14 protein-coding genes are annotated in these 12,747 nt (G+C 41.5%); 3 read left to right on the top strand and 11 right to left on the bottom strand.

Annotated elements, in window-relative coordinates:
* The 5 genes from WC615_RS19360 to WC615_RS19340 form a co-directional block, all read right to left on the bottom strand.
* Positions 1-390 (bottom strand): hypothetical protein (locus WC615_RS19360; protein WP_372979714.1); only part of this gene is annotated, 390 nt, incomplete at its 3' end.
* 11 nt (positions 391-401) lie between these two features.
* The gene (locus tag WC615_RS19355) at positions 402-923 is read right to left on the bottom strand and encodes a hypothetical protein (RefSeq protein WP_372979713.1); all 522 of its coding nucleotides are present in this window, start codon (positions 921-923) and stop codon (positions 402-404) included.
* Positions 924-944: 21 nt separating this feature from the next.
* Positions 945-2,315, bottom strand: coding sequence for a hypothetical protein (locus tag WC615_RS19350; RefSeq protein ID WP_372979712.1), 1,371 nt, complete (start codon positions 2,313-2,315; stop codon positions 945-947).
* Between the two features lie 581 nt (positions 2,316-2,896).
* Positions 2,897-5,386, bottom strand: a complete 2,490-nt coding sequence (priA, locus tag WC615_RS19345) for a primosomal protein N' (protein ID WP_372979711.1) — start codon at positions 5,384-5,386, stop codon at positions 2,897-2,899.
* A 6-nt stretch (positions 5,387-5,392) separates the two neighbouring features.
* Positions 5,393-5,779, bottom strand: coding sequence for a DUF423 domain-containing protein (locus WC615_RS19340; protein ID WP_372979710.1), 387 nt, complete (start codon positions 5,777-5,779; stop codon positions 5,393-5,395).
* An 86-nt stretch (positions 5,780-5,865) separates the two neighbouring features.
* On the opposite strand from WC615_RS19340, the gene WC615_RS19335 reads away from it, so the two are divergent.
* Together WC615_RS19335 and WC615_RS19330 are read left to right on the top strand one after the other, a co-directional pair.
* Complete coding sequence (locus WC615_RS19335) at positions 5,866-7,464, top strand: hypothetical protein (RefSeq protein WP_372979709.1); 1,599 nt, start codon at positions 5,866-5,868, stop codon at positions 7,462-7,464.
* A 120-nt stretch (positions 7,465-7,584) separates the two neighbouring features.
* Positions 7,585-9,024, top strand: coding sequence for a DUF5723 family protein (locus WC615_RS19330; protein ID WP_372979708.1), 1,440 nt, complete (start codon positions 7,585-7,587; stop codon positions 9,022-9,024).
* 3 nt (positions 9,025-9,027) lie between these two features.
* Here WC615_RS19330 and tsaB read toward each other — a convergent pair whose 3' ends face one another.
* The 4 genes from tsaB to rpmH all read right to left on the bottom strand — a co-directional run bounded on the left by tsaB (position 9,028) and on the right by rpmH (position 10,661).
* Positions 9,028-9,708, bottom strand: a complete 681-nt coding sequence (gene tsaB, locus WC615_RS19325) for a tRNA (adenosine(37)-N6)-threonylcarbamoyltransferase complex dimerization subunit type 1 TsaB (RefSeq protein ID WP_372979707.1) — start codon at positions 9,706-9,708, stop codon at positions 9,028-9,030.
* Between the two features lie 97 nt (positions 9,709-9,805).
* Positions 9,806-10,036, bottom strand: a complete 231-nt coding sequence (gene yidD, locus WC615_RS19320) for a membrane protein insertion efficiency factor YidD (RefSeq protein ID WP_372979715.1) — start codon at positions 10,034-10,036, stop codon at positions 9,806-9,808.
* Positions 10,037-10,044: 8 nt separating this feature from the next.
* The gene (locus WC615_RS19315; protein WP_372979706.1) at positions 10,045-10,428 is read right to left on the bottom strand and encodes a ribonuclease P protein component; all 384 of its coding nucleotides are present in this window, start codon (positions 10,426-10,428) and stop codon (positions 10,045-10,047) included.
* A 74-nt stretch (positions 10,429-10,502) separates the two neighbouring features.
* Complete coding sequence (rpmH, locus tag WC615_RS19310) at positions 10,503-10,661, bottom strand: 50S ribosomal protein L34 (protein ID WP_082800363.1); 159 nt, start codon at positions 10,659-10,661, stop codon at positions 10,503-10,505.
* 142 nt (positions 10,662-10,803) lie between these two features.
* Between rpmH and WC615_RS19305 the strand changes: the two genes are divergently transcribed.
* Positions 10,804-11,682: a ChaN family lipoprotein gene (locus WC615_RS19305; protein ID WP_372979705.1), complete on the top strand. Its 879-nt coding sequence runs from the start codon at positions 10,804-10,806 to the stop codon at positions 11,680-11,682.
* Between the two features lie 36 nt (positions 11,683-11,718).
* Here the strand turns inward: WC615_RS19305 and WC615_RS19300 are convergent, their stop codons facing one another.
* Both WC615_RS19300 and WC615_RS19295 read right to left on the bottom strand, forming a co-directional pair.
* Complete coding sequence (locus WC615_RS19300) at positions 11,719-12,060, bottom strand: MmcQ/YjbR family DNA-binding protein (RefSeq protein ID WP_372979704.1); 342 nt, start codon at positions 12,058-12,060, stop codon at positions 11,719-11,721.
* Position 12,061: 1 nt separating this feature from the next.
* Positions 12,062-12,619, bottom strand: a complete 558-nt coding sequence (locus tag WC615_RS19295) for a hypothetical protein (RefSeq protein WP_372979703.1) — start codon at positions 12,617-12,619, stop codon at positions 12,062-12,064.
* Positions 12,620-12,747 lie beyond the last annotated feature (128 nt).

The following is a 12,747-nucleotide window of genomic DNA, read 5'->3' as shown; positions in this document are numbered from 1 at the left end:
AACCTTTTGCTGTTGTTTAGCCTTTTGCCCGGCACGTTCTTCTATATAAAGCGCGTATTTTTTATACTCGGAGTTAAAGAAGCGGATAAAATACTCTTCGTGGTTGGTGTAAGCATTAGCCTCATTCAATATCGGTTTTACATCACAATCGGGTTTGCCTTCACGTAACCCACTAAATAAAACCTCGCGCACGGCAACCTTTTTGGCTTCTTCAATAGCGTCCTCGCGGTTACGATTGCCAGAGTAGGCAACTACTTTTTGTGAGCCGTCAAATTCAACGCCCAGGCATTCTGTTTTATAGGTATAGCTGCTGTTAAGTTGCTTTTGCTCGGCGCAACTGCTTATAACAAGTGCTGCAGCAAAACTTATGTAGAGTAAATTTTTCTTCATGATGATTGATATTAAAAGCCCGCGTTTAATGATTTAATGATCCCGGCATCTTCCAGATCTTTACGCAGAAGGGCTACGTTAACAGACACAAGCACGCCTATTTTATATTGCTTGCCAACCTTCATACGGTCTTCGGCTGCTACTGCGCCATCGCTTGCCAGCGAAACAAACTTCATATACTTGCCGCCGTCGGCAAAAAACTCTTTGAACCATTCATCTTTCTCCTGCTCTAAATTTGAGTTTGTAGTTAGCGGTGGCTTACCCAAAATACCCTGATCGCCGGCAAAGCCTTTAAATATAATGCCATGCACGGCGTTCTTTTTAGCCTGCTCAATAGCCACATTAGGTTTTTTCGAGTACGACCACACCTTTAAAAGGTAAGTACCCTGCACACCCGTGCCTGCTACTTCCAGCTCATATCGCCAGGCTTCGGTATCCTCATTTGCCTTTTTATTTGTTTGCGCGCTAACCACCGATGAAATGCTTGTCATTATCAACATTAGCATTACCCAAATTGTAGTCTGTTTTTTCATTATGTGTATCTGGTTTGATGTTTACTTTACTTGCCTTAACAGCATACCTGCATAAAATTTACCACCGCCTTTAAAGTAGGTACGGTCAATTGCCGGTTTATCTTTGTCCTTATCTTTCTTTTTATCGTCTTTATCATTTGCAGATACTTCCTCGCCGGCGTTAAAGCGGTTATCCCATATCTGTTTTTTATCAACCGTTACGGTACCTTTTTTCACATAAGCAGTAAGCCCCGTTTTTGGGTCGACGGTTTGCTCAAGCACCTCGAATTTCTCGCCGCCTTCCAGGCCTTCTTTCATACCTATTTTAGCGGTAACGGGATCGCCAGAATAGATTGGTGTTTTTGGTTTAAATACTTCATAAGCTTTTTGCAGCTTAGCAAAAACATGCTCAACATTACGCACGGTTGCCAGTTCAACTATCTGGTCTTCGGTACGGGTCTCTTTAAGCGAAAAAGTAACCAGGCTGCTTGATTTTTCGCTGCCTATATATTCCAGCTCAAACAGGTTGCTATTATCAAATGCTTCTTTCCTTTTCTTATCTATCTTGGCACTTTTATCTATCCACAGGTCGTTATAAAAAACAGCCGCGGTAGAGTCGTTCCATTTCAGGCGATACAGGTATGAAGTTGTCCATACCGAATAACCTTCTTTTGCTTTGTTGTAAGCAATATCAAGCACCTTATAAGCAGCAGGCTGGAACAAGGCCGGCAGGTTATTAGCCTTAAGCTTGGCAACTTCCCTAATTGCAGCGGCAATAGGCTCATTGCTTACAAACTTTAGCCTGGTTAAAACCACAAAGGTGTTTTTGATCAGCTCTTCACCAGCGTCAGATAATGACGCCGTACCCCTTGCACTGCCTTTGGCAATATTGGCCTGCATTTCGGTAGCATCGTACGAACCGCGTTCGCCAATCAGCTTCATATCAAAGCTTCCATCGGGTTGCCTGTTAAACCATTTGGCTACCAGCTGATTCGCTATCTTTTTATCTTTTACAATTTTGCCTGTTATAAAAGGCATATCTGAGGCATCTTTATCTACAATACCGGCCGTTACGCCCGATAACATGCTGGCTCCAAGGTTACCCATGCCGCTCTTTTTTGTCCCTGCAGTTACTTTTTCTGCATCTGTAAGCACATAGGTTGATGGGTCGACAGATATAGTAGAGATGCTGTGGTTATTGTACTTATCAGGGAACGGAGCCTCATGGTAAGCTTTCATTACCACTTCCTTTCTCGGAAAATCTTCCGATTCAAGCAGGATAAGGTGTAATGAGCTTCTGCGATATTTCAGTTCAGGGTGTTGATCTGTAGCTGCCGGGGTTTGGGCATTTACCGCCATACTTAACCCCATAAACAGGTTTAGTACAATGGTTAGTTTGGTTGTTTGTTTCATGATATTGTGAGTATGGTTTAAGTATCTAATTAGCTTTATTTAACGATGTTTTTTGAGTTAATTATCAGCTTTAAAAGTAGATGCAATTTGTTTTGACAACCTGAGTTATAATCCCATTTATTTAGGGTGTTTTAACCCGGATAAATATGAATAATACAGGCAATATTTGTTTATTTCGGTTATTTAACCGATTAATGTTTATGAAATAACTTACTGGGATTATCTTTTAAGAAAAGATAATTTATTACTGACGTTAGATTGCTTAACATACAACCATGATACCGGTGGGGGGTGGAAGATGGCTATTAAAATTCGCGACAATAGTTTCATATTTAAGGGTTTAAGTTGAGATAAATATAAATTATTTACCATCAGCAGCACATCCGAATATGCAAAATACCCAGAAGTGGGTATTTTTACGTACCGTATCGCCCTCCTGTTTTAACGGCAAAGAGAATTTAAAAACTTATGGTTACCATGTATAATTATTAAACAATATATTTCATATATATTATTTAAGCATCAAAGAATATTAAATGGGATTGGAGTTGGGTGTCTTGAAAAAACATCTCCAATTATTCCTAATAGGGGTCTACATCGGGCTGGATAATGCTACCCTTGCTTAGTTTAGTGGTTTGGAACTGAGTGATCACATCCCTGATGATGGCTTTTGCCTTTACGATAGAGATGGTATCACGCTCAAATTTAAGCATGATAGATTTGATGTAGTAGTTGCGGATACGATTGATAAGCGGTGCTTCGGGCCCAATAACGCGGTCGCCAAAGTGTTTGCGTAACTCGTTGGCCAGGTATTCTGCCTGGTTATATAGTATCTCGGGGTTTCGGTGCTTCACATCCATACTGATTATCCGGAAGTACGGCGGGTATTTAAAGCTCTTACGCTCTTCCATTTCGGTAAAGTACAGGTCGGTATAATCATTTTCAATCACCTGTTTTATTACCCGGTGGTTAGGGTCGTAAGTTTGAATCACCACCTTGCCTTGTTTACCCCTGCGCCCTGCCCTGCCGCTTACCTGGGCAAGCATCTGGTAACTGCGTTCATTAGCGCGGTAATCGGGATATTTTAAAAGGCTATCGGCGTTGATGATGCCTATCACAGTTACATCGGCAAAATCGAGCCCCTTGGCCACCATCTGGGTGCCAATTAAAACATCTATCTTTTTTTCTTCCAGGTTATTCAGAATAGTTTGCAGCGAATTACGGGAGCGTGTGGTATCCAAATCCATCCGTGCCAGCCGAACATCCGGCATTAGTAAAGATAATTCGTCCTCTACCTTCTCGGTACCAAAACCCTTGTACTCTAAATGCGTTGAGCCGCAGGCCGGGCAAATGGTTGGTGAATCTTCTTTATACCCGCAATAATGGCAATGCAGCTTGTGGGTATGTTTGTGATAAGTAAGGCTTACATCGCAATTGATACATTTTGGTGTATAAGCACATACCTTGCACATCAGCACGGGGGCATAACCACGGCGGTTCTGGAACAGGATGATCTGCTCTTTATTATCAAGCGCCCGCTGCATATCCTGCATCAGCACACTGCTAAAGTGCGACTGCATGGTTTTGCGTTTGGTTTCTTCAGATATGCTTACCACTTCTATTAATGGTAATTGCACACCTCCGTAACGCTCGGTCAGTTCAACAAAGCCGTACTTATGTACACGGGCATTATAATATGTCTCGAACGATGGGGTAGCCGAACCCAGCAGCACTTTACCTTTATACATATTGGCCAGGTAAATGGCCGCGTCGCGGGCGTTGTAACGTGGCGCAGGGTCAAATTGCTTGTAGGATGTTTCGTGCTCTTCATCTACAATAATTAGCCCCAGGTCACTGAACGGCAGGAATACCGACGAACGCGCACCCAGCACCACTTTATATTCATTGTTCAGTACTTTTTGCCAAACCTCTACCCGCTCGTTATCATTAAAGCGCGAATGGTAAACACCTATAGTGCTGCCAAAGTAAACACGCAGCCGTTCTATAATATGTGTGGTAAGCGCTATCTCGGGCAACAGGTAAAGCACCTGTCTTCCGGTGGCTACCATCTCTTCTATCAGTTTGATATAGATCTGTGTTTTGCCCGATGAGGTTACCCCATGCAACAGCACCACGTCTTTTTCTTTTAATTGTTTCTGCACATCGGCAAGGGCAATTTCCTGTGCTTCGCTTAGTATAAAATTACTTAGCTGGTCATCATCCTCGTCATATCCCAGCCTGCTAACGTTCCTGTCTTCTGCAATAAATACTTCTTTTTCAATAAGCGACTTGATGCTGGAATCGCCACTACCGCTTTCTTCTATCAGTTCGCTTTTTGAGACCGCTTTCTGCTGGCGCGATAATTTAATAAAGGCCAGTACCGCATCCGCCTGTTTTGGGGCGCGTTTCTCCAGTATACCGAAAAGCTCCTTAAGGCTTTCCTGGTTATGATAAGCAGGGTTTAATGTAAGGTATGTGCGCTTACGGGGCTTGTACCGTTCGCTTACCTCTTCAGATATATTAACTATATTTTTCTCGAACAGCGATTTCAGGATAGGCATCACAGTTTTTTGCCCAAGCAGCTTGGCTATATCGCTTACGGTTAATTCGGGTTGTATATCCAGCGCTTCGGTTATCAGGTATTCTTTATCGTTAAGGCTTGCCTTATCGTAAGCAAAATCCTTATTCAGCATCACCCTGGTTTCGCTGGCCAGTTTCAGTGCCGACGGCAAGGCGGCATTCATCACCTCGCCCTCGTTACACATATAATATTCGGCCAGCCATTTCCAAAACTGCAGCGGGCGCGGTGTAACTACGGGCTGCTCGTCCAGTATATCTATGATGTACTTGGCTTCGTACTTTTCGGGCGCATGCTCCGTTATAACTGATACAACTGCTGTATAGAGTTTACTTTTACCAAACTGCACCACTACCCGTTTACCAATAGCTATGGTATTATTAAGTTCGAAAGGAACCCGGTAAGTGTAGTTGCGGCTTATAGCCAGCGGCAATATCACTTCAACAAAAAGTGTTTTACGCGTAGCCGATAAACCCTCGGTAAATTCTAACATCAGTGTTTATTTGTTTCTGAAAGCAGCGAAAGCTAAAAATACCCATCCTATGATGAACAGCAGGCCACCTATTGGTGTAACCGGGCCTAATACAGCTAAACCCGGCATATTGATCAGATCGCGGCAGGCTAATAAATAAAGCGAACCCGAGAATAAAACAATACCAAAGGTAAACAGGTAATAGGTACTTACAATAACCTTGTTTTTAAAACGTGTAAAGGTGGATAGGAACAGCAACGCGAATACATGGTAAAATTGGTATTGCACACCGGTTTGCCAAACTTCCAGCTGGTAAGTGGATAACGAGGCTTTAAGGGCATGTGCACCAAAAGCGCCGGCTATAACGGCCAGCGCGCCCAAAAGCGATGCTGTAATAATTATTTGTTTGTTCATGCAGATATAAAAGGCTAAGTTAACCAAATGAAAGTATTACTTTATTGTGGTACGGTAAAATTCTAAATTGCACACGCAAACACAGAATGAAACGACTGATAGTTATTACTTTAGTTTTAATTGCCGCAACGGCATTAATAACCGTTAAGTATTTTAAAAACTTAAATACATCGGGGACTCATGCGGGTAATGTTATCCGCACTATCCCGGATAATGCCGCTGTGGTGTTTGAATTTACCAACGAGAAGAGTTTTTACGATATATACGCGGGCAACACCCTGCTCACTAACCTTACTGGCGAGCAGGTGATAACCGACCTGGATACCGTGAGAAACGTACTTTTCAATAACCCGGCGCTGCAATCGTTTTTTACCGGCCGCAATGTGTTTGTCTCGCTACATCCATCCCAAAGCAACCAGATTGAACTACTGCTCACAGCATCAGCCGCAAAGGATGTTGACCTTACCGAGTTTGACCAATTAGCCAAACAAAAAAATACCGGGCTATTAATAACACCGCTGCAAATTGGCGAAAAAAGAGGTTATAATATTTATTTCAACTCATTAAAAAAGCGCTTTTACCTGATCAATATTGATGGTAATATATTTTCAGGCAGCTTTTCAAAGGACCTGATCACCCAAAATGCCAACTACAAGCCCGACCGCGAGAAACAAGCGTTTATGCTGCTGCCGGATCAGCAAAACTCAAACTCGCTGGCTAATATGTATATTAATTACGAGCACCTTGGGCCGTTGTTCACGCAAATATTTAAAAACAGCAACACCGATATATTTAAACCCTTCAGAATATTACCTGCCCTGGCAGCCCTAAACCTTAATTTTAAGAATGATGCCGTTATGTTTAACGGTTACACCAATATACAACGAGATAAGCGGGGCACCTATTTGAATGTATTTACCAACCAACAGCCGGTAACAAATATACTTAAAGACTTATTCCCCTCTACAACCGCTTATGCTTTAAGCATGGCTGTATCAAACCCCGCAGGTTTTACTACAGACCTTACCGACTTTCAAACAAGGGCAGGCTTAAAAACCGAAAAAGATGCCTTGTTCGCTAAAATAAAAAAAGAAACAGGTATTAACCTTATACAGGAATTTACGCAATTACTGGGCAACGAATTTGCAGTTGTCACTACCCGCTACCAGGAAAAAATAGCGATAATTAATGTAAAGAACGGTTCGAAATTACGCCCATTTATGGCCAATATAAGCGGTATGATAACCGATGACGTTGGCCAGTTTAATTATACCAAGCTACCCTTCTTTTTACTGGGCGATGCCTTTAACGCATTTAAAAGGCCATACTTTAAAATAATTGATAACTATTTAATACTGGCCAATAGTGTTAAAGAACTGGAAAGTTATAACGACACTTATATGAACCGTAAGTTTTTAAACAAGACTGAACAGTACGTAAAGTTTGATAACTTACTTGCCGAAAGAGGTAACGTTGCCTTTTTTATCCACTTTAAAAACTCTCAACTTATTTTAAGGGACGGTTTAAAAGATGACTTTTATTTTGCCTATAAAAACAATTCATTATCCTGGAGGAACTTTTATGGCGCTTCTTTTCAGTTTGCCGCAACTGATAAGAATTTCTACACAAATTTTTGCCTATTACAAAATATGCCCGATACTACTGTTAGTAAAAAAACCGACTAAAAATTGATAAAACACAACCAAAAAGCCCATAATTACGTAAAATGGAGTGTATATTAGTTGACAAGTTTTAAAGCAATTTATTTAGGCGCCTGTAAAACATCAGGTATTGCGAATGTGTGTATGAAGAATTTTCTATTGGCGGTTTGTTTTTTATTTATCTCTATTGAAACTTTTGGCCAGCAATTTTCCCAATACAATACCGGCACTTTGTATGATTCTTTTGAGAACCCGGCACAGGCAGCCTTTGTACCCGATACCAGCCGCAAACTTGCGTTCAACTTTTTCATCCCCAACTTTAACAGCAACCTATACATTACAGGTAACGGCCAGGTACCGCTCAAAAGCCGCGCATTTAACGGCAAATATGCCAATACTGCCCTTACTATAGGCGATGGCCGTTTTAGCCGGGCAAATGTAAATGCAAACATTTATAGCTTAATGTTTAAAGCCTTTACCAGTTTAGATGGCAACCAGGAGATAGGTATATCTACCCAAACACGTGCAGAAGGCCGCGGGCTGTTTACAGATGAAAGCCTGTTGTTGCTTAACGGCCCTAACAGCTTCCCCGCCGATGATTATACTAACCTTTTCAATAATAATTATACCGAACAAACCTATCATCAAATAAGCTTCAACTACAGGGAAAAGGTTAACAAAAACTTTGCTTTTGGTTTTAAACTGAGCGCACTATTAGGTATACAGTATCAGCAGTTACAAATAGATCAATCGCACGTAACTTTTGACAGGGCAAACGATGCAGCTGACATCAGCCTGCAGGGCAGGTACCGCATAAGCTATACGCCCGGCGAATTTACCAAGCACGACCTGCTCCCCACCCTAAGAAATCCGGGCGCTTCCATAAGCATTGGTACGGCTCTCCGTACCAGGGATAATTTTAACATCCAGTTCAATTTAAAAAATGTTGGTTTTATACACTGGTACAAAAGTTCAATAGTTAGTGATTTTAATACCACCCGCACCGCTCCCGACATTAGTACCAACCGAAGAGAGGATAATTTGTACGCCACAACGTATAGCATCATCCGCTCCGCAGATAAGCAACAATCCTTTACCACAGCTACTAATGGTGTAGCCGAGATCAGCGCAAATAAATCGTATTGGTTTGATTACGACAGGCGTTTTAAATACTCGCCAACAGTTATATTACAAAAAGAAGTATTTTACGATGGTTATACTGCCGCCCTGGTAAATCCTTTTCAGTATAATAACGTGGTAGGTACATTAACCACATCATATAGCAATTACGGCATTTTTAGCGCTGGTTTACAATTCATGGTAAAAACACCAAATGTTGAGTTTTTCATCGGCAGTGACCGTATTATGCAATCAGTTAGCCTTGCTGGTGCCGCAAATAAAAGTGAAACACAGATCAATAAGAGTGCATCCTACACGGGCGCCGATTTCTTTATGGGTTTCTCAATAAAATTTGGCAATGTAATAGAACACCCGCTGAATAGCAGCCACATTCCACTGGGCGACAAGCCGGGCTTTATAACCCGCTTATGGAACAGCATTTTCCATAAAGACAGGAACGATTGATAATTAGCTACCTGCCTTTTTTCCGGCAATAAAATCCTTAAGATAGTAAGGCTCAAAATAAGCAACATCTTCAAAATCGGCACGTGCAAACTTATCGGCAGCAATTTGGGTAAGGTGCGTAGCCGAGTTTTCAAAATCAGCTAAAAACTCCGCTTTGGGGTTATGGCTTAATGCCTGGCGGCATTTATCGGCACCATCGCCAAAAAACAATATTTTATTTTCGGCAAGGATATCACTAAAGCTATCCGCATCAATTATTTCGGCCGCTACAGGCTTAATAACTTCGCCTGCGGCACTATATACGGCTGTATAAACTTCCATACGGCGCGCATCTATCATCGGGCACAGCAGCAGGTTGTCTATATTATTACTTAAAGCTACCCCATTAGCCATAGCAGCTAATGTTGGTACAGATATAAGCGGTTTATCTAAAGCAAAACACAAACCTTTTGCAGTTGATACCCCAATACGCAGGCCAGTATATGAGCCGGGGCCACAGCTTACCGCTATAGCATCCAAATCGGCATAAGTACTGCTTGTTTGTGCCATCAGCTCATCAATATAAACAGTAATAACCTCGGCATGTATGTTACGGGCGTTGATCTCTTTAAAAGCCAATACCTTACCATCACTTGCCAAAGCTACCGAGCAGGACGTTGTTGCTGTTTCTATTTGTAGTATCATTCTGTAAAGTCAAAATTAAAAAGTCAAAATTAAAAAGTGAAAGCGATATACCCATACAAGGTTTTTGACTTTTACCTTTTGAATTTTGACTTACTGATTAAGGTACCGGATCATGCCCATGCCCACCCCACGGGTTGCAGCGCGCTATACGTTTCAGTGTGAGCCAGCCGCCTTTAAACGGGCCATATTTTTTAATCGCCTCAATACCGTACTGGGAACAGGTAGGTGTATACCTGCACGCATTAGGCAAAACAGGCGAAATAAGGTACTGGTATGTTTTTATGAGCAATAAAAAAAAAGCACCAATAATGCTTTTTATCCCTTTAATTAAAAAATTCACTTACTGGCTTCCCCCGCAAGCTGTATTAAAAGCTTAAGCATTTTCTTTTCAAAAAACTCGTAAGGGGATATTTCTTTACCAATGTAACTAATGGATAGCACCAGTTTTTTACCGGCACCGTTCAGTACATCATATAATTGCGCTTGTTTATTAAGCCGGTAGGCTTCGCGCATGCGGCGTTTAACCAGGTTACGGTCTACAGCGCGTTTGTAGCGCTTCTTGGCAACAGAAAATACTATCTGCACAGGGAATTGCTGCTCACCATCGGTAAGCATCCATGAAACCTTGTAGGGATAACACAAAAAAGAAGAACCGTTATGAAAAAGCCCGTCAATAAGCTTTTTATTACATAACCGTTCTTCTTTTTTAAAAGTATACATAGTTGTTGATGCTGAACCGAAAACATGTTTACATAACCGGGTCAGCTCCTTTTACAAGGAGTAAACAACCAGAATTATGCTTTGTGACTGCGTTCGTCAGAAACGGTTAACCTTTTTCTGCCTTTAGCTCTTCTTGCTGCAAGGATCCTTCTGCCATTAGCAGTTGACATGCGCTCACGGAAACCGTGTTTATTTCTTCTTTTCCTTTGTGAGGGCTGAAACGTTCTTTTCATAACTATATTTTATTCTTTATTCTATACGTCTGTGTTTTTAAAACAAGAGCGCAAATGTAGCCTTTTTTTTAGTTTTTTCAAATACAAATGCGGTAATTTGATAATCGATATTTATCAACTTATTAACATACCTAAGCAATATATGAAATTTACCGCCTTATCCGTACTATTTTTTCTGCCATTATTTGCCTTTTGCCAGGAGCCAATGGCACAAAATTACAAAATTTACAACACTGTAAAGGGCAGTATAGCCACTGTTGATGATATTGTAAATGACTTAAGCAAAGCCGATGTATTGTTTTTTGGCGAAGAGCACAACGATAGCACAGGCCATTATCTGGAAAGCCTGATCTTTAAAAAAATAGCAGAGAAGTACCCGGCTAAATCGGCCCTGTCTATGGAGATGTTCCAAACCGATTGCCAGACGGTGTTGAATGAGTACCTGGCCGACTTTATTCGTGAGAAAAATTTGATAGCCGAAGGACGCACCTGGAAAAACTATAAAGACTACCGGCCTATGGTAGAAACGGCCAAAGCTGCGCATTTACCGGTTATAGCGGCCAACGCCCCTACCCGTTATACAAATATGGTTACCCGCGTTGGTTTAGCCGACCTGCAAAAGCTTGATGCTACAGCAAAAGGTTGGTTAGCACCATTACCTATTGATACCGCTACAGGGCCCTATTACGAGAAATTTGTAACTATTATGGGCGGGCATAGCGCAATGGGTAACCTAAAGATCTACCAATCGCAAAACCTGTGGGATGCTACCATGGGCTGGAATATAGCCCAATTTCTGAAGTCGCATCAGGGTTATAAGGTATTCCAGGTGAATGGAGGTTTCCATAGCGAGGAGAAGATGGGTACAGCGGCACAGCTAAAAAAATATCTGCCTAAAGTGCGCATCATCAATATACAAGCTTATGCCGATGAAAGCTTTGACAACCCCGACTGGAGCAAATTCACCAAACTGGGCGATTATGTTATTTTAACCAACCCTAAACTGGCGAAGACTTTTTAGTCATCGGTAAATTGTCATTAGTGATTCAGAGTTAGTTTAGTCAAATGTTATCAAAGCCGCCAAATGCTTTGGCGCTATTTCGCAGTAGGCGGCTTTTAAAATTTCGGTGAGCATTTCTTTGTGTACGGCTTGCAGGTTTACATGCGTCCACCCCTGTTTGCCCCATTTGTTGGGCACAGGATAAATAATGGCACTATCAAACGTGCAGAAGATATCCTGATCGGAAGGCGAAAGCTTTACGGTTGCCCTGCTATGCTCAGGCACAGCAGTGGCAAATATCTTTTTATTTATACGGAAAGATGTTTTCTCGAAATGCGGCTCTTCGGTAACTTCGGGCAGCGAAAGGGCTATTTGCCTGAAAGCTTCAACATTAATCATGTTAGTATTCAGTTTTTAAGGCGCTGGTATGCGAAACTACAACTATAATTTCGGGATCGTGTGACGAACATTTTAACAACAGGCTATCGCCATACTTATATAAATGCTGATTATCTAAAATATCCTGCCAGTAAGTTTTCTTGTCAAAATTATATTTAACAATTGCATGATAGGAAGTACGCGTGCGCGGACTTGTATGGGTTTCAATATCTATCACTATACCACGTGCTTTGGCCCCGTATTTATGTAATTGATAATTTGTGTACATGGTGCGCAATGTTATCAATGCTATTAAAAAAGAAAACAGGATAAGCCCAAATACTATTCCGAATAAAACACGGTGCCATTTCGATACAACCGGCTTGTCGCTATCCCATAGGGTGATTAAGCCTATACCGGATAGTACAATACCAGTAGCAGGGCCATATTGATAAATATAGTTATACCTGTGCGAGTAAATAATAAAAAGGGCCGAACTAATTAGCAATCCTGCAATTGCTATCAACGTTTTTACAAGGATCAGCTTCCCGGTGCTTTTTTTCTTATTTGTCCTTTGCAAGTATATCACGTATCTGGGTAAGCAATACTTCTTCTTTTGATGGTACAGGTGCAACTTCCGGTGCGGCTTCTTCTTTTTTCTTGAACCTGTTAATAGCCATTATAATGATAAACAATGATAGGGCAATA

Source organism: Mucilaginibacter sp. (assembly GCF_041663085.1).
Classification (GTDB): Bacteria; Bacteroidota; Bacteroidia; order Sphingobacteriales; family Sphingobacteriaceae; genus Mucilaginibacter.
Note: the sequence above shows the minus strand (reverse complement) of the source record. Positions and strands in the feature narration are given on the sequence as shown.

What these genes read in the sequence shown, in the direction of transcription:
- WC615_RS19355 (WP_372979713.1), bottom strand. Translation starts at nt 923, where the DNA reads ATGAAAAAACAGACTACAATTTGGGTAATGCTAATGTTGATAATGACA.
- WC615_RS19350 (WP_372979712.1), bottom strand. Translation starts at nt 2,315, where the DNA reads ATGAAACAAACAACCAAACTAACCATTGTACTAAACCTGTTTATGGGG.
- priA (WP_372979711.1), bottom strand. Translation starts at nt 5,386, where the DNA reads ATGTTAGAATTTACCGAGGGTTTATCGGCTACGCGTAAAACACTTTTT.
- WC615_RS19340 (WP_372979710.1), bottom strand. Translation starts at nt 5,779, where the DNA reads ATGAACAAACAAATAATTATTACAGCATCGCTTTTGGGCGCGCTGGCC.
- WC615_RS19335 (WP_372979709.1), top strand. Translation starts at nt 5,866, where the DNA reads ATGAAACGACTGATAGTTATTACTTTAGTTTTAATTGCCGCAACGGCA.
- WC615_RS19330 (WP_372979708.1), top strand. Translation starts at nt 7,585, where the DNA reads ATGAAGAATTTTCTATTGGCGGTTTGTTTTTTATTTATCTCTATTGAA.
- tsaB (WP_372979707.1), bottom strand. Translation starts at nt 9,708, where the DNA reads ATGATACTACAAATAGAAACAGCAACAACGTCCTGCTCGGTAGCTTTG.
- WC615_RS19315 (WP_372979706.1), bottom strand. Translation starts at nt 10,428, where the DNA reads ATGTATACTTTTAAAAAAGAAGAACGGTTATGTAATAAAAAGCTTATT.
- rpmH (WP_082800363.1), bottom strand. Translation starts at nt 10,661, where the DNA reads ATGAAAAGAACGTTTCAGCCCTCACAAAGGAAAAGAAGAAATAAACAC.
- WC615_RS19305 (WP_372979705.1), top strand. Translation starts at nt 10,804, where the DNA reads ATGAAATTTACCGCCTTATCCGTACTATTTTTTCTGCCATTATTTGCC.
- WC615_RS19300 (WP_372979704.1), bottom strand. Translation starts at nt 12,060, where the DNA reads ATGATTAATGTTGAAGCTTTCAGGCAAATAGCCCTTTCGCTGCCCGAA.